This window comes from Streptomyces sp. NBC_00299 (genome assembly GCF_036173045.1).
GTDB lineage: Bacteria > Actinomycetota > Actinomycetes > Streptomycetales > Streptomycetaceae > Streptomyces > Streptomyces machairae.
This window is the reverse complement of record NZ_CP108039.1, coordinates 3,172,500-3,193,406: the sequence shown is the minus strand read 5'-3', so window position 1 is coordinate 3,193,406 and position 20,907 is coordinate 3,172,500. Positions and strand designations below refer to the sequence as shown.

The following is a 20,907-nucleotide window of genomic DNA, read 5'->3' as shown; positions in this document are numbered from 1 at the left end:
CCGATTTTGGCCGACCAGCCTGTGGATAAGTGCTTTCCGTGGCTCAAGGACGTGAATTGATGTGAGCCAAGTCACTCTCCGGGCCTCGTCTTGGGGGCAGGGTCGTCTTCGGGTCAGGTCTTCCGTCGGCGTCCGCCCTTTCCGCCGCCGCTACCGGCGAGCGCGGCCACCCCGACGGCGAACTCGCCGGTTGCCACGTGCATGCCGATCTGAAGGTCCGTGATCGGCTTGTGGATGTCGAAAAGGGTGGTGACACCCACGACGATCGAGCCCCGCGAACGCGCGAGCCGCTCCGTCTCCGGGGACACCGGGATGTCCGGCCAGTGATGGTGGACCTCGCCGCTACGAACCGTCACGGAGACCCTCCGGTCCGCGATCGATGCGGTCAGGCCTCGGGTCGGGACGGCGTCCGGCGACAGCGCGTGCAGCCCACCGTCGAGCCCCAGTTCCTTGAAGACCTCCACCGTCCACACCTGCCACCCCCGGGCGGTCTCCCCGCCCTCCCCGTTCTCCGAGGTCGCACCGTGCTCGCCGTCCTCCCCCCTCTCCCCGTCGACGTACTGGAGGAGCGCGGCCTCGTAGGACGGATTCACCAGGAAGAACGGGGTGCCGTCGGAGGCCGTGCCGAGCGTCAGCAGGGCCGGCATGACGAACGTCCCCGCGCGCCACGTCAGATGCGGAACGTCGGAGACCGGTGCCATCGGCCCCTCGTGCCAGCCGGGCGGGCGGCAGCCGGCGTGATGCAGCGATGCGTTGGCCAGCTCGCCGTCGGCGTACACGGCGAGCGCAGGCCGCCGCCAGCGCCGTAGCGGACGGCCGCAGGTCTGGCAGTCGATCGCGCGCAGCTCCTCGCGGAGATCGGAGAGCACGGACTCCCCGAGCTTCGACCGGGTCACCGGGTCGGTTCGTACCTTGATGCCGGCCATCGCGTTTCTCCGTCCACCGTTTCCGACGCCGCTCGTCCCGGTGCGGAACCTAGCCGCGCGTCACCGGGACCGGTCCCGGTGAACTAAATGAACGGAAGGGTGACCGCCCTCACATGACGGGAGATAGTCACCGCATCGCTGAGTACGACCCCGTCCCCCTGGGGCTCGCCAGCCCATCAGCGAACCCCCCACCCCGGACGTGAGCCGCACGCCGGTGATACCGACGAAGACGTCAAGGAGGGCAGCCGTGGCCGCCGCCAGTTCCCCCGACAAGGCACCTGCCGCACCCGTCGCCAAAACCAAACGGGACCGCACGCACTACCTCTACATCGCGGTGATCATCGCGGTTGCCCTCGGTATCGCCGTGGGTCTGGCCGCGCCCGACTTCGCGGTCGAGCTGAAGCCCATCGGTACGGGCTTCGTGAACCTGATCAAGATGATGATCTCGCCGATCATCTTCTGCACGATCGTCCTGGGCATCGGTTCGGTACGGAAGGCCGCCAAGGTGGGTGCGGTCGGCGGTATCGCCCTGGCTTACTTCACCGTCATGTCGCTCGTCGCGCTGGCCATCGGCCTGGTCGTCGGCAACATCCTGGAGCCCGGCACCGGGCTCGCCGTCACCGACGCCATCAAGGACGCCGGTCACGCGCAGGTCGACGCCGAGGCCAAGGACACCACCGAGTTCCTGCTCGGCATCATCCCGACCACGATGGTCTCCGCCTTCACCTCGGAGTCGGTCCTTCAGACTCTGCTCATCGCGCTGCTCGCCGGTTTCGCGCTCCAGGCCATGGGTTCGGCCGGGGAGCCGATCATTCGCGGCGTGCAGCACATCCAGCGGCTCGTCTTCCGCATCCTCGCCATGGTGATGTGGGCCGCGCCGATCGGTGCCTTCGGCGCCATCGCCGCAGTCACCGGCTCCGCCGGCGTGGACGCGCTGAAGAGCCTCGCCGTACTGATGCTCGGCTTCTACGTCACCTGCTTCCTGTTCGTCATCATCGTGCTCGGCGCGCTGCTGCGGATCGTCGCCGGCCTGAACATCTTCACCCTGTTCAAGTACCTCGGCCGTGAGTTCCTGCTGATCCTTTCCACCTCCTCCTCCGAGTCCGCGCTGCCGCGCCTCATCGCGAAGATGGAGCACCTGGGCGTCAGCAAGCCCGTCGTCGGCATCACCGTCCCGACCGGCTACTCCTTCAACCTCGACGGCACCATGATCTACATGACCATGGCGTCCCTGTTCATCGCCGACGCCATGGGCACGCCGATGTCGATCGGCGAGCAGATCCCGCTGCTGCTCTTCCTGTTCGTCGCCTCCAAGGGCGCCGCCGGTGTCACCGGTGCGGGTCTGGCCACGCTGGCCGGTGGCCTCCAGTCGCACAAGCCGGCCCTGGTGGACGGCATCGGCCTCATCGTCGGCATCGACCGCTTCATGAGCGAGGCCCGCGCCCTGACGAACTTCGCGGGCAACGCGGTGGCGACGGTGCTGATCGGGACGTGGACGAAGGAGATCGACCGCGGGCGGGTCGACGACGTGCTCGCCGGTCACCTCCCGTTCGACGAGAAGACGCTCCTGGACGACGGGCACGGGGGCTCGGTGGACGCCGATGCCGATGCCGTGCCGGGGCAGGGCGGGGAGAAGGAACTCGCCAAGGCATGAGCGCTCCGGGGAGCGCTCCGCTGGGAGAGCCGATGTGAGCTCGGGGGTGCTGTTGTCGGCGGGCTCCAGGTTGTGTGTGGCTGGTCGCGCAGTTCCCCGCGCCCCCTTGGGGCCTTCGGCCCCCGGGGGCCCGGCCTCCCCTCCGTTCTCCGGACGTCCGGCCCCGCCTGAACCGGGGCCGGGCGTCCGGCATGTGCGCCGGGCGGCTGAGATGCTCCCCCGTCTCTCAGCCGCCCGGTCTCGCCGGTACGGCCGCGTCGTTCAGCCGCGCCAGGTCCTGCGTGCTCAGCTCCAGGTCCGCCGCTGCCGCCGAGTCCCGGATCGTTCCGGGGCGGCTTGCCCCCGGGATCGGGATCACGGACGGGGACCGTGCCAGCAGCCACGCCAGGGCCACCTGCTGCGGGCTGACACCGCGTTCGGCGGCGATGGCGTGGAAGGCACTCGGGCGCGCCTCGCCCTCGACCTGTGACGGACCGTCCAGCGAGCTGCGGGAGATGCCGCCCAGCGGGCTCCACGGCAGGAACGCCAGCCCGAGTTGTGCGCACAGGCGGAGCTCGGCCTCACTGTCCCGTACGGCGGGCGAGTACCGGTTCTGCACCGAGACCAGGCCGTCACCGAGGATCCGGTGGGCCGCGCGGATCTGGTCCACGTCCGTGTTGGAGATGCCGGCCAGGCGGATGGTGCCCGCGTCGAGAAGGTCGCGCAGCGCGCCGACCGACTCCTCGAACGGAATCGCCGGATCGGGCTTGTGCAGCTGATAGAGCCCGATCGCCTCGACGCCGAGCCGCCGCAGCGAGGCCTCGCCGGCCGCCTTGAGGTGGCGGGGGTCGCCGTTCACCGTCCAGCTGCCGTCGGCAGGTCTGCCACGGCCGCCCTTGGTGGCCACGAGCAAGCCGTCCGTGTCGCCGCCGTACGCGGCCAGCGCGCGGCCCGCAAGGAGTTCGTTGTGACCGGGCCCGTCGCCCGGCAGATGGTACGAGTCCGCCGTGTCCAGCAGCGTCACCCCCGAGTCCAGGGCGGCGTGCACGGTCGCCAGAGCGTGCTTGTCGTCGGGGCGTCCCTCGATGGACAGCGGCATCAGGCCGAGGCCGATCGCGCTCACTCGGCGGGGTCCGAGAGTGCGGTGGCGCATGTCAGTCGTCGTCCTTTCCGAGGGTCTCGGCCACGGCCTCGGGAAGCCACTGCCGGGCGTGCGTGAACCGGAACCCGAGCCGGGTGGCACGGGAGTTGTCCATGCCGTAGGCGCGGGTGAAGGAGAACGGGGAGACCTCGCCGACCTCGACCCGCTGGAAGACGGCCTCACCGTGCGGGAGGTGCGCGACGATGGCGTCACACACCTCCTCGGTGGTCAGCAGGCCGTGGGAGGCGGCGTTGACCGGACCCGTGAAGTCCTGGCCCACGGCCCAGAACAGGAAGTCGGCGATCTCCTCGACATGGATGTACGTCGCCGGATGGTTGGCCACCGGTACGGCGATCGGTGCGCCGGTGCGGATGCGGCTCGCGTAGTGGGCCATACGGCCCGTGAAGTCGTCGTCCCCGCCCAGCACATGGGCGACGCGCACCGCCGCGTACGGAAAAGCCGGGTCGGCGGCGAACACCGCCTCCGCCTGCCGCTTGCCCTCGCCGTAGTGAGCGTCGAGGAACTCCGGGTCGTCCCAAGGCAGTTCGAGGTCCACGGCCACACTCAGGGCGTCCACGTCCGGCTCGCGCACGAGGGCGATCGAGTCCTCGTACTCGTACACCTCGACCGTCGACGTCAGTACGTAGCGACGCGTACGTCCGGTGAGGACGAGGCGGGCGATCTCCGCCTGCCGGGGCGTGTAGCAGACCTGGTCGACGACGGCGTCGAACGTCCGCGAACCCAGCGCCGCCGTCAGGGACTTCTCGTCGTTCCGGTCGGCGACGAGGTGAACGGCGCCCGGGGGCGGCGCCGACGAGCCGCGATTGAGAACCGTCACCCGGTCCCCGGCGGCCAGCAGCCGTGCGATCAGCCGCTTGCCGAAATAGCGGTTGCCGCCGATGACCAGTACCTCTCGTGCCTGTCGCATGGCCATAATTCTCCTGGCCCTGCACCGCGTTCTGAAGGGGAAGACATGGGAGATCAGGCCGCCGCGCCGAAAGAACCGCGGCATCTGCGCCCAGCCGCCAACGAAACATCGGTGGCCTTCGACGCCCTGGACCGGCAGATCCTGGAACTGCTCCAGACCGACGGCCGGATCAAGCTGAGCGAGCTGGGCCGCCGGGTGCGTCTGAGCCCGGCAGCCGTCACCGAGCGCGTACGGCGGCTGGAGACGGCCGGCGCGATCACCGGGTACGGCGCCCATGTCGCCGCCGCCCGGATCGGCTACGGCATCCAGGCCTTCATCCGGGTCAACCCGCACGGCGGCTACACCCTCAGACACCCCCGCACCCTCGAACTGCTCGACCGCCCGGAGATCACCGAGGTCCACCATGTCGTCGGCGAGGACTGCTGGATCCTCAAGGTCGCCGTCGAGGACACCGCCCACCTGGAGGAGATCCTCGAACAGACCTCGGCGCTGGGCCGTACGACGACGTCGATCGTGCTGTCCTCCCCGGTGCGCAGAAAGCCTCTCCTGCCACGGTTGCCCTGACGTCGGCGTCAAGGATTACGTTCGTATGCATGCGAATCGGCGAGCTGGCCGCGCGGGCCGGGACCACGACGCGCACGTTGCGCTACTACGAGTCGCGGGGGCTGCTGCCCGCGCGACGGGGCGGCAACGGCTATCGGACGTACGACGAGAACGACCTGAAGCTGCTGCGGCAGATCAGGACGTTGCAGGACTTCGGGTTCGACCTGGAGGAGACCCGGCCCTTCGTGGAGTGTCTGCGGGCCGGGCACCCGGAGGGCGACTCGTGTCCCGCCTCGCTCGCGGGCTACCGGCGCAAGCTGGACGAGCTCGACGCCCTGATCGGCGAGTTGCAGGCCGTGCGGGCCAAGATCGGCCTGCGGCTGGCGATGGCCGAGGGGGATCCACCGTTGTGCGAACTGGGAGGGCAGGAGCTGTGATCAAGGCGGCGGGCGTGGCCGAGGTGTCGGACGCGGACTTCGAGGCGGAGGTGATCGGGGCGGAGCTGCCGGTGCTGGTGGAGTTCACCGCGGACTGGTGTCCGCCGTGCCGGCAGATGGGGCCGGTGCTCACGGCCCTGGCCGCGGAGGAGGGGCAGCGGCTGAAGGTGGTGCAGTTGGACGTGGACACCAACCCGCTGACCACGAACGCCTACAAGGTGCTCTCCATGCCGACGTTCATGGTGTTCCGCGCCGGTGAACCGGTGAAGTCGATGGTGGGCGCGCGGCCCAAGCGGCGGCTGCTGGAGGAGCTCGCCGACGTGCTGTGATTCCGTCCCGAACACAAGAAATCCCCCGAGCAATTGCGCTCGGGGGATTTCTTTCGTATATTTAATGGTTCGCGACTTCAGTGGAATTAAGTCGCGGATAAGTTCAGTGAGCACAGTATATCCGGGCGGGAGCTGAATTGTCAAACACCGAATTTCAAGACGGTGAAATGCGGCAGGAGCAGGAATTCATCGACAGCCTGTACGCACGCGTCGACCTGCTGCGCGGCGACACCGAGGACTCCGTCACGGACGCGCTCGGCCAGGGCAACACGCCGATGCAGGCCCGCCTGGAGCGGGACATCCTGGTCGCCGAGCGCTCGGGGCTGCTCGCCGCACTGAACGCCGTGGACGGTTCGCTCTGCTTCGGCCGGATCGACCTGGCCTCGGGCACCACCCACCACATCGGCCGGATCGGCCTGCGCACCGACGACGCCGAGCGCACGCCGATCCTCATCGACTGGCGGGCCGACGTCGCCCGCCCCTTCTACCTGGCCACCGGCCACACCCCGATGGGGCTCAGGCGCCGCCGGCACATCACCACCAGCGGCCGTACGGTGTCCGCCCTGCACGACGAGATCCTCGACCTGGGGGACCAGGAGCGGACCGGCCACGAGGACCCGAGCGGCGACGCCGTCCTGCTCGCCGCGCTCAACACCGCGCGCACCGGCCGCATGAACGACATCGTGCAGACCATCCAGGCCGAACAGGACGAGATCATCCGGGCACCGCACCGCGGGGTCCTGGTGGTGGAGGGCGGTCCGGGCACCGGCAAGACGGCGGTCGCCCTGCACCGCGCCGCGTATCTCCTCTACGAGCACCGCGAGCTGCTCGCCAAGCGCGCGGTTCTGATCGTCGGCCCCAACCCCGCCTTCCTCGGCTACATCGGCGAGGTCCTGCCCTCGCTGGGCGAGACGGGCGTGCTGCTCGCCACCGTCGGCGAACTGTTCCCCGGCGTGCGGGCGACGGCGACCGACACCCGGGAGGCGGCCGCGGTGAAGGGCCGCGCCGACATGGCGGACGTACTCGCCGAGGTCGTACAGGACTGGCAGGCGCTGCCCGACCCGGTCATCGCCATCGAGCACGACCGCGAGATCCTCATGCTCGACGACGGCCTGGTGAAGGTGGCGCGTGAGAAGGCCCGCGCCGCGCGGCTGCCGCACAACGCGGCACGCGAGCACTTCGAGGGCCACATCCTCAACACCCTCACCGAGCTGTACGCCGAGCGGGTCGGGACGGACCCCTTCGACGGTACGAATCTGCTGGACCCGAGCGACATCATGCAGATCCGTGACGACATCGCCGAGAACCCCGAAGTCTGGGCCGCCATCGACCAGTTGTGGCCGCGACTGACCCCGCAACGACTGGTCGCGGACTTCCTCGCCGACCCCGTGGGCTACCTTCCCGACGAGGACGTCGCCGCGATCCGCCGGCCCGTGACACGGGCGTGGACGGTGGCGGACGTACCGCTGCTCGACGAGGCGGCCGAACTGCTCGGCGAGGACGACCGGGTGAAGCGGGCGCTGGCCGAGCGGGAGCGGGAGACACAGGTCGCCTACGCACAGGGCGTGCTGGACGTCTCGTACGCCTCGCGCACCTACGAGTTCGAGGACAAGGACGAGGAGGACTCCGAGATCCTGTCCGCGCACGACATCATCGACGCCGAACGGTTCGCCGAGCGCCACGAGGAGGACGACCACCGCAGCGCCGCCGAGCGCGCGGCGGCCGACCGGACCTGGGCGTTCGGGCACATCATCGTCGACGAGGCGCAGGAGCTGTCGCCGATGGCCTGGCGGCTGCTCATGCGGCGCAGCCCGACCCGCTCGATGACGCTGGTCGGCGACCCCGCCCAGACGGCCGAGGCGGCGGGCGTGGGCTCCTGGTCCAAGATCCTGTCCCCCTACGTCGAGGACCGCTGGGACCACACCCGCCTCGGCGTCAACTACCGCACCCCCGCCGAGATCATGGAGCTGGCCGCGGCGGTCGTACGCGCGGAGCACCCCGGCTTCGAACCGCCGAGTTCCGTACGGTCCACAGGCGTACGTCCCTGGATCAGCGCCACCGACGACCTGCCCGGCGCCGTCGCCAAGGCGGTCGCCGAACTCACCCCCGCCGAAGGCCGCCTGGCCGTCATCGCCCCACGCGACCTGCACCGGTCGCTGGCCGCGCGCCTGGACGGCATCACGGCCGGCACCGAACCCGACCTGACACGGACGGTCGTCCTCCTCGACCCCCGCCAGGCGAAGGGCCTGGAGTTCGACTCGGTCCTGGTCGTCGAGCCGGGGCTGTACGGCACGAGCGACCTGTACGTGGCCCTGACCCGGGCGACCCAGCGGCTGGGGGTGCTGCACACGGGGTCGCTGCCGCCGGGCTTGGCCGAGGGCGTGCCGGCGTCGGGGTGACCGTCCCTGGGGGCTGCCGCCCCCAGACCCCCGCTTCGGCCTGAACGGCCTCGTCCTCAAACGCCGGACGGGCTGGGTGGGTCAGCTCGTCCGGCGTTCGAGAGGGTGTCTACGCCGGTCGCAACCACACCGTCGCCAATGGCGGCAGCGTCAGCCGGATGCTGGCCGCCCGTCCGTGCCAACCCTGCGGCTCGGGCTTGACCGGATCAGGGTTGGTCACATCGCCGCCGCCATACCGCGCCGCGTCCGTGTTCAGCGCCTCGTGCCACGCAGGAACGTCGTCCGGCACCCCCAGCCGGTACTCGTGCCGCACGACCGGCGACAGATTCGACACCGCCAGCAGCGGAGCCCCCTCCGCGTCGTAGCGCAGGAACGCGAGCACGTTGTCGTCGGCGGCGTCTCCCACCACCCACTGGAACCCGGCGGGGTCGGCGTCCCGCTGCCACAGCGCCGGCGTGTGCCGGTACACCGTGTTCAGATCGCGGACCAGGTCCCGCACCCCGCGATGGTCCGGCTCCGCCCCGTACGCCGGATCGAGCAGCCACCAGTCCGGCCCGTGCGCCTCCGACCACTCCGCCCCCTGGGCGAACTCCTGCCCCATGAAGAGGAGCTGCTTGCCCGGGTGGGCCCACATGAAGCCCAGGTACGCGCGGTGGTTGGCGCGCTGCTGCCACCAGTCGCCCGGCATCTTCGAGACCAGCGACCGCTTGCCGTGCACGACCTCGTCGTGGGAGATGGGCAGCACGTAGTTCTCGCTGTAGGCGTACACCATCGAGAACGTCATCTCGTTGTGGTGGTGCTTGCGGTGCACCGGCTCCTTCGCCATGTACTCCAGCGAGTCGTGCATCCAGCCCATGTTCCACTTCAGCCCGAAGCCGAGACCCCCGAAGCCACCCGGCCCCGCCACGTGCGTCGGGCGCGTCACGCCGTCCCAGGCCGTGGACTCCTCCGCGATCGTCACGACTCCCGGCACCCGCCGGTACACCGTCGCGTTCATCTCCTGGAGGAACGCCACCGCGTCCAGGTTCTCCCGCCCGCCGTGCTCGTTCGGGACCCATTGCCCCGGCTCGCGCGAGTAGTCGAGGTAGAGCATGGAGGCGACGGCGTCGACCCGCAGCCCGTCGATGTGGAACTCCTCGCACCAGTAAATGGCGTTGGCGACAAGGAAGTTGCGCACCTCGCGCCGGCCGAAGTCGAACTCCAGGGTGCCCCAGTCGGGGTGGGCGGATCGCAGCGGATCCTCGTGCTCGTACAGCGGACGCCCGTCGAACTCGGCGAGAGCCCAGTCGTCGCGCGGGAAGTGCGCCGGGACCCAGTCCATCAGGACGCCGATGCCGGCCTGGTGGAGGGCGTCCACCAGGTACTTGAAGTCGTCGGGGGTGCCCAGCCGGGCCGTGGGCGCGTAGAAGCCGGTGACCTGGTAGCCCCAGGAGCCGCCGAAGGGGTGCTCGGCGACCGGCATCAGCTCGACGTGGGTGAAGCCCAGGTCCTTGACGTACGCGGGCAGCTGCTCGGCGAGTTGCCGGTACGTCAGTCCCGGCCGCCAGGAGGCCAGATGGACCTCGTAGACCGACAACGGCGCCTCGTGCGTCGGCACCGACCCGCGCCGCTCCAGCCACTGCGCGTCGCCCCACTCGTGCTGCGAGGCGTACACGATCGACGACGTGTGGGGCGGGGCCTCGGTCCGGCGGGCCATCGGGTCGGCGCGCAGGGTCTTCGAACCGTCGGGCCGGGTGATCTCGAACTTGTACAGCTCGCCCTCGCCGATGGCCGGCACGAACAGCTCCCACACGCCCGTACCGCCGAGCGAGCGCATGGGATATCCCGTGCCGTCCCAGAAGTTGAAGGTGCCGGCCAGCGACACACCCCGCGCGTTCGGCGCCCACACCGTGAACCGGGTGCCGGTCACGCCCTGGTGGGTCATCGGCTCGGCGCCGAGCGCCTTCCACAGCTCCTCGTGCCGGCCCTCGCCGATCAGATGCAGGTCGAGCTCGCCCAGCGCGGGCAGGAAACGGTACGCGTCCTCGGTCTCCTGCACCGAGCCCTCGTACCCGACCAGGAACTGGTAGCCCGCCGGCACCTCCAGAAGCGGCAGCAGCCCGGAGAAGAACCCCTCCCCGTCGTCGTGCAGCTCGGCCCGCAGGCTGTCCACGACGACGGTCACCGAGAGCGCGTACGGCCTGAAGGCCCGGAAGGCGACACCGCCGGGCACCGGATGTGCGCCGAGGACGGAGTGCGGGGCGTGGTGGGTGCCGGTGAGGAGGCGGTCGCGGTCGGCGGCGTCGAGGGCGGGGGACACGGCCACGTCCGCGGGGGCGGCCGGTAGTTCGACGGGGACCGCCTTTTGGGCGGGGATCTTCTTGGGCGCCGTCTTCTGCGCGGGAATCCTCTTGGCGGACGCCTTCTTCCCCGCCGTGCTCTTCGACGTGGTCGTGCTCTTCGCGGCGGTGGTCTTGGCGCCCGCCTTCTTGGCCACGGTTTTCTTGGCGACGGCTTTCTTCGCGGTCGCCTTCTTTGCCGGTGCCTCCTTCGCGGCCGTCTTCTTCGCCGGGGCCTTCTTCGCCGTCGTCTTCTTGGCAGCCGCCTTCTTCGCCGCGTCGGTCTTGGCCGCGGTGGCCTTCTTCGTCGTCCCCTTCCTCATGGCGTCCGCGGCCTTCTCGGCGGCATTGGCCGTCTTCGCGGTCGCCTTCTTCGCGACGCTCGTCTTCTCGGCGGCCTGCTCCTGGGCCTTCTCCACGGCCGGCTTCTCAGCCGTCTTCTTTGAATCCGAACCGCTGGAGGGAGTGGTGCGGGGGGTCACGGGCGGGGCCTCCTAGGCGAAGGTGGGGAAGAGGGGATGGAGGAGATGGAGGGGGTGGCGGACGGCGAGGTGTCTGCGCCCGCGGCCAGTCGGCTTATGGCGGACAGCGGTACCGGGAGCCAGTCGGGGCGGTGACGGGCCTCGTAGACGACCTCGTAGATCGCCTTGTCGGTCTCGTACGCACGCAGCAGCACCGGATCGGTCCGCGGATCGGCGCCGCTGACCTGTGCGTATCCGGAGCAGTAGGCGGCCCGGCAGGTGTCGGCCCAGCCTCGTACCGACGGGTCCGCCGAGTGGGCCGCGTAGTCGAAGGAACGCAGCATGCCCGCGACGTCCCGGACCGGCGGCTGTGGCATCCGCCGTTCGGCCAGCGGCTTCGACGGCTCGCCCTCGAAGTCGATCAGCCACCACTGCCCGCTGGGCGAGCGCAGGCACTGTCCGAGATGCAGGTCGCCGTGAATGCGCTGGGCGGTCCAGGTGCAGCCCTCGGCGGCGAGACCGGCCAGCGCCTCGAAGGCGGAGCGCAGGCCGGGTGCGTACGGCCGCAGCGCGGGCACCGCCTGCGCCGCTGCGTCGAGCCGCTCGACCATCCCGTCGACCAGCTGCTGCACCTGCGTGCGCCCGAGGGTGACGGTCGGCAGCGTGCGGGCCAGTGCGGTGTGCACCTCGGCGGTCGCGCGCCCGAGCGCCCGTGCCGCGGACGCGAAGTCCTCGCCCTTGGCCAGCTCGCGCAGCGCCAGCTCCCAGCCGTCCGCGGCGCCCTGCACGAAGGGCTGCAGCACGCCCAGCACATACGCCTCGTCCGCCGGTGCTCCGGCAGGTGCCAGCTCCGCCCGGATCCACGCCGTCGGCGCGGGCACCCGGTCGCAGCCCTCGCGGGCCAGCGCCAACGGAAGCTCCAGGTCGGGGTTGACGCCGGGCACGACCCGGCGCAACAGCTTCAGGATGAACGTATCGCCGTAGACGACCGACGAGTTCGACTGTTCGGAGGTGACCAGGCGCGGCACCAGACCGGACCGGATCTCCTGGCTGTCGTCCCGCTCGAAGCGCAGTCCGCCGATGCGGGCTCCGGTGCGCAGCGCCTCGAGGAGGAGCTCGGTGGGACGGGTGTCGTACAGGGCGTCGTACACCGTGCGTCCGGCGAGCGGGCCGTCGGCCACGTGTCCGATCAGCGCGGGCGCCAGCCGGGGCGGCAGGGCCTCGCGCTCGCCTATCAACAGCTGGTAGCAGTCGGCGGGCTGCTCGGGCGCGCCCGGCACCGGCGCGATGGCCTGGTGAGCGCGCACGAGCAGGTGGTACAGGCCCAGCTTGCCGCCGGGTGGAAGCAGTTCGGTGGCCGCCACCAGCGAGAACCCGGTGACCGGACGGCCCTTGCCCGCGAACCAGCGCTGCCGTGGCAGCCACTCCCGCAGCAGGGGGTCCAGCGAGGCGAGAAGACCTGGTGAGGTCGTGAGGGTGCGGGTGACGGCTTTCGACATGGCGTCACGTCCTTTCCCCGGGCCGAGCGGGGTGGTTACTGATGCGTGCCCCGGGCGGGGCGGGGGAAACCGCCCCGCCCGGGCTCTCAGGCGGCGTCCTTGCGCAACCGGAACCAGTAGAAGCCGTGGCCTCCGAGGGTCAGCAAGTACGGCAGTTCACCGATGGCCGGGAATCGCACCCCGCCGAACAGCTCGACCGGATGGCGCCCGTTGAACCGCCGCAGGTCCAGCTCCGTCGGCTGCGCGAACCGCGAGAAGTTGTTCACGCACAGCACGAGGTCGTCCTCGTATTCGCGCAGGAAGGCGATCACGGCCGGATTCGACGACTGGAGTTCCGTGTAGGAGCCGAGTCCGAAGGCAGGGTTCTGCTTGCGGATCTCGATCATGCGGCGGGTCCAGTGCAGAAGAGAGGACGGCGAGGACATGGAGGCCTCGACATTCGTCACCTGGTAGCCGTGGACCGGGTCCATGATGGTCGGCAGATACAGCCGTCCCGGGTCGCACGAAGAGAATCCCGCATTGCGGTCCGGCGTCCACTGCATGGGAGTCCGCACGGCGTCGCGGTCGCCGAGCCAGATGTTGTCGCCCATGCCGATCTCGTCGCCGTAGTACAGGATCGGCGAGCCGGGGAGCGACAGCAGCAGGGCGGTGAACAGCTCGATCTGATTGCGGTCGTTGTCCAGCAGGGGCGCCAGCCGGCGCCGGATTCCGATGTTGGCGCGCATGCGGGGGTCCTTGGCGTACTCCGCCCACATGTAGTCGCGTTCCTCGTCGGTGACCATTTCCAGGGTCAGCTCGTCGTGGTTGCGCAGGAAGATGCCCCACTGGCAGCCGGACGGGATGGCCGGGGTCTTGGCGAGGATTTCCGAGACCGGGTACCTCGACTCCCTTCGCACGGCCATGAAGATCCGCGGCATCACCGGGAAATGGAAGGCCATGTGGCACTCGTCGCCACCGCCGGCGTAGTCGCCGAAGTAGTCGACGACGTCCTCCGGCCACTGGTTGGCCTCCGCGAGCAGCACCGTGTCCGGGTAGTGGGCGTCGATCTCCTTGCGCACCCGCTTGAGGAGTTCGTGCGTCGCGGGCAGGTTCTCGCAGTTCGTTCCCTCTTCCGCGTACAGATACGGCACCGCGTCCAGCCGGAATCCGTCGATTCCCAGGTCCAGCCAGAATTTCAGCGCCGAGAGGATCTCCTCCTGGACGGCCGGGTTCTCGTAGTTCAGGTCCGGCTGGTGGGAGAAGAAGCGGTGGAAGAAGTACTGCTTGCGGACCGGGTCGAAGGTCCAGTTGGAGGCCTCGGTGTCGACGAAGATGATGCGGGCGTCGGCGTACTGCTTGTCGTCGTCGGCCCACATGTAGTAGTCGCCGTAGGGGCCGTCGGGGTCGCTTCTCGATTCCTGGAACCACGGGTGCTGGTCGCTGGTGTGGTTCATGACGAAGTCGATGATGACCCGCATGCCGCGCTGGTGGGCGGAGTCGACGAATTCGACGAAGTCGGCGAGGTCTCCGAATTCGGGCAGGACGGAGGTGTAGTCGGAGACGTCGTATCCGCCGTCGCGCAGGGGTGATTTGAAGAAGGGCGGCAGCCACAGGCAGTCGACGCCGAGCCATTGCAGGTAGTCGAGTTTGGCGGTGAGGCCTTTGAGGTCGCCGACGCCGTCGCCGTTGCTGTCCTGGAAGGAGCGGACCAGGACCTCGTAGAAGACGGCGCGTTTGAACCAATCCGGGTCACGATCCTTGGCAGGAGTGTCCTCGAAGGTGTCCTGAACGGGCTCGTTGACGATCATTTTGTGGGTGACCCTCCGATCTGCGGGGTGGACGGTCGCAGGACGGTGAGGATGTGCGCGGGACGAGTGCCCGGTTCGAGACGCACGTAATTCGCCCTGCCCCAGTGATAGGTCTCGCCGGTGAGCTCGTCGCGCACCGGCACCGACTCGTGCCAGTCCAGGCCGAGTTGCGGCATGTCCAACGAGACCGTCGCCTCCTGGGTGTGGTGCGGGTCGAGGTTGGCGACCACCAGAACCGTGTTCGATCCGCTGCGCTTCGAGTACGCGATCACCGCTTCCTGGTCCGCGTGGTGGAAGTGGAGGTCGCGCAACTGCCGCAGGGCCGGATTCGCCCGCCGGACGGCGTTGAGCTGGGTGAGCAGGGGGGTGATGGTGCGGCCCGCGCGCTCGGCTGTTTCCCAGTCGCGAGGACGGAGCTGGTACTTCTCCGAGTTCAGATACTCCTCGCTGCCCTTGCGCACAGGGGTGTTCTCGCAGAGCTCGTAGCCGCTGTAGATGCCCCAGGTGGGGGAGAGGGTGGCGGCCAGGACGGCGCGGAGTTCGAAGGCGGGGCGTCCGCCGTGCTGAAGGAATTCGTGGAGGATGTCGGGGGTGTTGGCGAAGAAGTTGGGCCGCATGTAGGAGGCGGCTTCGCCGGAGAGTTCGGTGAGGTACTCGGTGAGTTCCTGTTTGCCGTTGCGCCAGGTGAAGTACGTGTAGGACTGCTGGAAGCCGATCTGGGCCAGGGTGTGCATCATCGCGGGGCGGGTGAAGGCCTCGGCGAGGAAGATGACGTCGGGGTCGGTGCGGCCGATGTCGGCGATGACCTGCTGCCAGAAGACGACGGGTTTGGTGTGCGGGTTGTCGACGCGGAAGATGCGCACGCCGTGGGCCATCCAGTGGCGCAGGATGCGCAGGGTTTCCTCGACCAGGCCGTCCATGTCGGCGTCGAAGGCGATGGGGTAGATGTCCTGGTACTTCTTCGGCGGGTTCTCGGCGTAGGCGATGGTGCCGTCGGGGCGGTGGTGGAACCACTCGGGGTGTTTGTCGACCCAGGGGTGGTCGGGGGAGCACTGCAGGGCGAAGTCGAGGGCGACTTCCAGGCCGAGTTCGCCGGCCCGGGCGACGAACCAGTCGAAGTCGTCGAGGGTGCCGAGGTCGGGGTGGACGGCGTCGTGGCCGCCTTCGGGGGAGCCGATGGCCCAGGGCACGCCGACGTCGTCGGTGCCGGCGGAGAGGGTGTTGTTGGGGCCCTTGCGGAAGGTGGTGCCGATCGGGTGGATCGGCGGGAGGTAGACCACGTCGAAGCCCATGGCGGCGATCGCGGGCAGCCGGCGGGCGGCGGTGCGGAAGGTGCCGTGGGGCTGCTCGGGGGTGCCCTCGGAGCGGGGGAAGAACTCGTACCAGGAGCCGAACAGGGCCCGCTCCCGCTCCACCAGCAGGGGCAGCGGGTCCGACGCGGTGACCAGGTCCCGCAACGGATACCGCCCCAACACCGCGTCCACCTCGGGCGTCGACGCTGCCGCCAGCCGCCAGGCGGCCGGGCGGTTCTCGTCCCGCAGCGCGTCGACGGCCGCGAGGATCACCGACCGCCCCTCGCTCTCGGGGATCTCGGCGGCCGCACGCCCGTACAGTCGCGCGCCCTCCTCCAGAACCAGTTCCGTGTCCATCCCGGCCGGGATCTTGATCTGTGCGTGGTGCCGCCAGGTGGCCACCGGATCGCCCCAGGCCTCGACCCGGTAGGTCCAGTGGCCCGGCTCGCCGGCGGTGACGGTGGCGCCCCAGCGGTCGGTGCCCCGGGCGAGTTCGCGCATCGGCGTCCAGGGGCCGGGCCGGCCGTCCGGGCCGGTCAGTACGGCATTGGCGGCAACCGCGTCGTGTCCCTCCCGGAACACGGTCGCCGAGATCTCGAAGGTCTCGCCGGTCACGGCCTTCGCGGGCCTGCGCCCGTGCTGGACGACCGGGCGGACGTCGAGGACGGGTATGCGCCCGACACCGGCGGCCTTGTCGTTCGCGGAGGATCGCTCCGGAGCCGGGGGTCCGGGGTCGGCGCGTGCGGTGCGGGGGGCTGGGGGTGCTTCGGTGCGCGACGTCGGGGGTGAGGACGACTGGTGGTGCATGGCGGGCATGACCGCTCCTGTCCGCGTCATCTTGGGTGGGCGGATGGCTGTGGGGAGGTGGGTCCTGCGTGGTTCGTTCCGGCGCGCGCCCGGGGGCGCACGGGTGGGGTTACCGCTGGAGCCTTCCCACCCTATTCGGGTACGCAATCCGGCACTTTGTTAACTACTCACGCGTATGTCTACACACAAGACCGGCCCCGTTCCTGAAGAACGGGGCCGGTGCCTGCAATTCGGCGTGAAGAGGCCGCTATGAGCCCGGTACCTGCAGGAGTTTGTTCGGTGAGCCGAGCCCCCGCCCGGAGACCTTCCCGGTGACAGCCTGCGCCACCAGCGCCTTGGACACCTGTGCGGGCTTCGCCTTGGGATGGTCGGCCAGATACAGCGCGGCCACACCCGCGGTGTGCGGCGACGCCATCGACGTCCCCGAATAGGTCGCCTTGCCGGTGTCATTTGCATACGACGCCGAAGTGATGGACACGCCCGGGGCGAATACGTCCAGAACCGAACCGAAGTTGGAGAAGCCCGCGCGCGCGTCCTTTCTGTCGGTGGCACCCACGGTGATCGCCTCCCGCACGGCGGCGGGGGAGTACCGGCCGGCCGGCAGCCCGTCGTTGCCCGCCGCGACCGTGTAGGTCACGCCGGACGCGATGGAGTTGCGTACGGCGGCCTCCAGTTGCGAGTTGCGGTGGCCGCCGAGGCTGACATTGGCGACGGCCGGCTTCCTGGCGTGCCTGGTCACCCAGTCGATTCCGGCGATGACGTCGGCCGTGCTGCCGCCGCCGGCGTTGTCGAGGACCCGCACGGCGACGACCTTGGCCTTCTTGGCGACGCCGTACTGCTTGCCCGCGATGGTGCCGGCGACATGGGTGCCGTGGCCGTTGCCGTCGCTCGCGGTCCTGTCGTCGCCGACGAAGTCCCACCCGTAGCTCGCCCGGCCGCCGAAGTCCTCGTGCGAGATGCGGATGCCGGTGTCGATCACGTACACCGTCACGCCCGCGCCCGCCGACTCCGGCCAGGTGTAGCTCCTGTCCAGCGGCAGGTTCCGCTGGTCTATGCGGTCAAGTCCCCAAGTTGGCGGGTTCTTCCGGGTGTGGTCCAGGGTCACTCGGGTGTCCTGGACGACCGACGCGACCCGGGAGTCGGCCGCGAGCCGCTTGGCCTGTCTCTCGTTGGCCCGGACGGCGTAGCCGTTGAGGACCGTGCCGTAGGTATGGCTTATTTTCGCCCCGTACTTCTCGGCGAGGCTCTTTCCGGCCCCCGACGGAGCCTTCGTTCCCCCCTTGAGCGTCACCAGGTAACTGCCGCTGACGGAGCCGGGGTCCCCGGCGCCGAGTATCTGTCCCTCCGGTGCGGCGTGCGCGGGCACGGTGGTGGCCGAAAGCGCGATGACACAGGTCACCGCAGTCAGACCACCGGCCCGACGCAGACGCCGTATGCGCGTCCGTGCCATGGTGTGAGTTCCCCTCCTCAACTCGGCGCACCACGGCCCTGGAGCACGGGGTGCACCCCGCCTGGGCCGGCGCGCCACCGCTCAGCCTCTCGTGGTGTGAGAAGTCGCCACAAGGAGGCCTACGGGGGCGGAATCGGCCATACCGGGCATCGGGGATCCGTAAAGGTTGCGGCGTTTTCCGGACGTACGTGCTCTGCTCGCCGCGCTTGACACCCACAAAAACGCACGGTGGTTGCGAACCCCCGCATACCGATACTGTCGGTGGCGATGACGGGACCCACACCGCCGTGTGTCCCCTGCCACGCGCTGCCCGAGGTGGAATGTGAAGGCGATCCGTCGATTCACCGTCCGTCCAGTGCTCCCCGAACCCCTCCGCCCCCTGAGCGATCTGGCGCGTAATCTGCGCTGGTCCTGGCATGCGGAGACCCGCGATCTCTTCCAGTCCGTCGACCCCGAGTGCTGGGCCGCCTCGGGCAACGACCCCGTACGGCTGCTGGGCAGCGTGTCGCCCGGGCGGCTCGCGGAGCTGGCCGAGGACCGCCGCTTCCTGCGCCGGCTGGCCGCGGTCGCCGGTGACCTGAACGACTACGTCACGGGCGGGCGCTGGTACCAGGACCAGTCCGCCGAACTGCCCACCGCCGTCGCCTACTTCTCGCCCGAGTTCGGCATCACGGCCGCCCTGCCTCAGTACTCCGGCGGCCTCGGCATCCTCGCCGGCGACCACCTCAAGGCGGCCAGCGACCTCGGCGTGCCCCTGATCGGGGTCGGCCTGCTGTACCGGCACGGGTACTTCCGGCAGACCCTGTCACGCGACGGCTGGCAGCAGGAGCACTACCCGGTCCTGGACCCCAACGAGCTGCCGGTCGCGCTCCTGAAGGAACCCGACGACACCCCCGCGCAGGTCTCCATCGCCCTTCCGGGCGGCAGGCATCTGCACGCCCGCGTCTGGCTCGCCCAGGTCGGCCGCGTCCCCCTGCTGATGCTCGACTCGGACGTCGAGGAGAACGACCTCGGCGAACGCGGCGTGACCGACCGGCTCTACGGCGGCGGCAGCGAGCACCGGCTGCTGCAGGAGATGCTGCTGGGCATAGGAGGTGTGCGGGCGGTCCGGACGTACTGCCGTCTGACCGGCCACCCCGAACCCGAGGTCTTCCACACCAACGAGGGCCACGCCGGCTTCCTCGGCCTGGAGCGCATCGCCGAACTCTGCGCGGCGGGCATGGACTTCGACCCGGCACTGGAAGCCGTCCGCGCCGGCACGGTCTTCACCACCCACACGCCCGTCCCGGCCGGCATCGACCGCTTCGACCGTGAGCTGGTCGCCCACCACTTCGGCCCCGAAGCCGAACTCCCGGGCATCGAGGTCGGGCGGATTCTCCAGCTCGGCATGGAGACCTACCCGGGCGGCGAGCCCAACCTGTTCAACATGGCCGTGATGGGCCTGCGCCTGGGCCAGCGCGCGAACGGCGTCTCGCTGCTGCACGGCAACGTCAGCCGCGAGATGTTCTCGGGCCTGTGGCCGGGGTTCGACCCCGACGAGGTGCCGATCACCTCCGTGACCAACGGCGTCCACGCCCCGACCTGGGTCGCCCCCGAGGTCTTCCGCCTCGGCGCCCGCCAGATCGGCGCCCAGCGCACCGAGGACGCCATGAGCGTCGGCGGCTCGGACCGCTGGGACGCGGTCGCGGAGATCCCCGACCAGGAGGTCTGGGAGCTGCGCCGGAACCTGCGCGAGCAGCTGGTGACGGAGGTACGGGACCGGCTGCGCACCTCCTGGCGGCAACGCGGCGCCGGGACGGCCGAGCTGGGCTGGATCGACGGCGTCCTCGACCCCGACGTCCTGACGATCGGATTCGCCCGCCGGGTCCCCTCGTACAAGCGGCTGACGCTGATGCTGAGGGACCGCGACCGGCTGATGGACCTGCTGCTGCACCCGGAGCGGCCCATCCAGATCGTGGTGGCGGGCAAGGCGCACCCGGCGGACGACGGCGGCAAGCGCCTGGTCCAGGAGCTGGTGAGGTTCGCCGACGACCCGCGGGTCAGGCACCGGATCGTCTTCCTCCCGGACTACGGCATGGCGATGGCGCAGAAGCTCTACCCGGGCTGCGACATCTGGCTCAACAACCCGCTGCGCCCCCTGGAGGCCTGCGGCACCTCCGGCATGAAGGCGGCGCTGAACGGCTGCCTCAACCTCTCCGTCCTGGACGGCTGGTGGGACGAGTGGTTCCAGCCGGACTTCGGCTGGGCCATCCCCACCGCGGACGGCACCGGCACGGACCCGGACCACCGCGACGACATAGAGGCGGCGGCGCTGTACGACCTGCTGGAGCAGCGGGTGACCCCGCGCTTCTACGAGCAGGGCCAGAACGGCCTGCCGGACCGCTGGATCGAGATGGTCCGCCAGACCCTGACCCTGCTCGGCCCGAAGGTCCTGGCGGGCAGGATGGTCCGCGAGTACGTGGAGCGCCTCTACACCCCGGCCGCCCACGCCCACCGCGCGATGACGCCGGACGCGGCGCGTGAGCTCGCGGGCTGGAAGGCGCGGGTGCGTTCGGCCTGGCACGGCGTCACGGTCGACCACCTCGAGACGTCGGCGGCGACACCCACGGCGGAACTCGGCTCCACGCTCAGCCTCCGGGTCCGCGTGGGCCTCGGCGACCTCGGGCCGGACGACGTCGAGGTCCAGGCGGTCTCGGGCCGCGTCGACTCCCAGGACCGCATCGCGGACGCCTCGACGGTTGCGCTGAAGCCGACGGGCAGTCCGGACCTGGAGGGCCGGTGGGTGTACGAGGGCCCGCTGGCCCTGGACCGGACGGGACCCTACGGATACACCGTCCGGATTCTGCCGTCGCACCGGCTGCTGGCGTCGAGTGCGGAGCTGGGGTTGGTGGCGGTGCCTTCCGAGGACGTGGGGGAGGGGGCCGGGGTCCTGCTGCGGTGACGTCGTCCAGGGGGGC

The 20,907-nt window shown here is 70.0% G+C and carries 14 protein-coding genes; 6 read left to right on the top strand and 8 right to left on the bottom strand.

The features are described from left to right. Positions 1 to 113 precede the first annotated feature (113 nt). Positions 114 to 926 carry a hypothetical protein gene (locus OHT51_RS13835; RefSeq protein WP_328879235.1) on the bottom strand — a complete coding sequence of 271 codons (813 nt, stop codon included), beginning with the start codon at positions 924 to 926 and terminating at the stop codon, positions 114 to 116. 247 nt (positions 927 to 1,173) lie between these two features. On the opposite strand from OHT51_RS13835, the gene OHT51_RS13830 reads away from it, so the two are divergent. Further along, entirely contained in the window at positions 1,174 to 2,580 is a 1,407-nt protein-coding gene (locus OHT51_RS13830; RefSeq protein ID WP_328879234.1) for a cation:dicarboxylate symporter family transporter, read from the top strand. A gap of 226 nt (positions 2,581 to 2,806) precedes the next feature. Here the strand turns inward: OHT51_RS13830 and OHT51_RS13825 are convergent, their stop codons facing one another. Then, positions 2,807 to 3,712 carry an aldo/keto reductase gene (locus OHT51_RS13825; protein WP_328879233.1) on the bottom strand — a complete coding sequence of 302 codons (906 nt, stop codon included), beginning with the start codon at positions 3,710 to 3,712 and terminating at the stop codon, positions 2,807 to 2,809. 1 nt (position 3,713) lies between these two features. Beyond that, the gene (locus OHT51_RS13820; protein WP_328879232.1) at positions 3,714 to 4,628 is read right to left on the bottom strand and encodes an NAD-dependent epimerase/dehydratase family protein; all 915 of its coding nucleotides are present in this window, start codon (positions 4,626 to 4,628) and stop codon (positions 3,714 to 3,716) included. Positions 4,629 to 4,673: 45 nt separating this feature from the next. On the opposite strand from OHT51_RS13820, the gene OHT51_RS13815 reads away from it, so the two are divergent. The 4 genes from OHT51_RS13815 to OHT51_RS13800 all read left to right on the top strand — a co-directional run bounded on the left by OHT51_RS13815 (position 4,674) and on the right by OHT51_RS13800 (position 8,336). Next, the gene (locus OHT51_RS13815; protein WP_328879231.1) at positions 4,674 to 5,192 is read left to right on the top strand and encodes an Lrp/AsnC family transcriptional regulator; all 519 of its coding nucleotides are present in this window, start codon (positions 4,674 to 4,676) and stop codon (positions 5,190 to 5,192) included. Positions 5,193 to 5,221: 29 nt separating this feature from the next. After that, positions 5,222 to 5,608, top strand: a complete 387-nt coding sequence (locus OHT51_RS13810) for a MerR family transcriptional regulator (protein ID WP_328879230.1) — start codon at positions 5,222 to 5,224, stop codon at positions 5,606 to 5,608. A gap of 14 nt (positions 5,609 to 5,622) precedes the next feature. After that, on the top strand, positions 5,623 to 5,937 hold the full coding sequence (locus tag OHT51_RS13805; protein ID WP_328884315.1) for a thioredoxin family protein: 315 nt from the start codon (positions 5,623 to 5,625) through the stop codon (positions 5,935 to 5,937). Positions 5,938 to 6,104: 167 nt separating this feature from the next. Continuing rightward, positions 6,105 to 8,336, top strand: coding sequence for a HelD family protein (locus OHT51_RS13800; RefSeq protein WP_328879229.1), 2,232 nt, complete (start codon positions 6,105 to 6,107; stop codon positions 8,334 to 8,336). A gap of 109 nt (positions 8,337 to 8,445) precedes the next feature. Here OHT51_RS13800 and glgB read toward each other — a convergent pair whose 3' ends face one another. From glgB to OHT51_RS13775, 5 genes are all read right to left on the bottom strand, one after another. Continuing rightward, positions 8,446 to 11,136: a 1,4-alpha-glucan branching enzyme gene (gene glgB, locus OHT51_RS13795; protein WP_328879228.1), complete on the bottom strand. Its 2,691-nt coding sequence runs from the start codon at positions 11,134 to 11,136 to the stop codon at positions 8,446 to 8,448. Beyond that, on the bottom strand, positions 11,133 to 12,614 hold the full coding sequence (locus tag OHT51_RS13790; RefSeq protein ID WP_328879227.1) for a maltokinase N-terminal cap-like domain-containing protein: 1,482 nt from the start codon (positions 12,612 to 12,614) through the stop codon (positions 11,133 to 11,135). Before OHT51_RS13790 ends, glgB begins: the two co-directional genes overlap by 4 nt. An 86-nt stretch (positions 12,615 to 12,700) precedes the next feature. Continuing rightward, positions 12,701 to 14,401, bottom strand: a complete 1,701-nt coding sequence (gene treS, locus OHT51_RS13785) for a maltose alpha-D-glucosyltransferase (protein WP_328879226.1) — start codon at positions 14,399 to 14,401, stop codon at positions 12,701 to 12,703. After that, positions 14,398 to 16,509: an alpha-1,4-glucan--maltose-1-phosphate maltosyltransferase gene (locus tag OHT51_RS13780; protein ID WP_328879225.1), complete on the bottom strand. Its 2,112-nt coding sequence runs from the start codon at positions 16,507 to 16,509 to the stop codon at positions 14,398 to 14,400. The genes treS and OHT51_RS13780 overlap by 4 nt, the downstream gene beginning before the upstream one ends. Positions 16,510 to 16,747: 238 nt before the next feature. Beyond that, positions 16,748 to 17,950, bottom strand: a complete 1,203-nt coding sequence (locus tag OHT51_RS13775) for a S8 family peptidase (protein ID WP_328879224.1) — start codon at positions 17,948 to 17,950, stop codon at positions 16,748 to 16,750. A 322-nt stretch (positions 17,951 to 18,272) separates the two neighbouring features. On the opposite strand from OHT51_RS13775, the gene OHT51_RS13770 reads away from it, so the two are divergent. Beyond that, positions 18,273 to 20,891 carry a glycosyltransferase family 1 protein gene (locus OHT51_RS13770; RefSeq protein WP_328879223.1) on the top strand — a complete coding sequence of 873 codons (2,619 nt, stop codon included), beginning with the start codon at positions 18,273 to 18,275 and terminating at the stop codon, positions 20,889 to 20,891. The last annotated feature ends 16 nt before the right edge of the window (positions 20,892 to 20,907 follow it).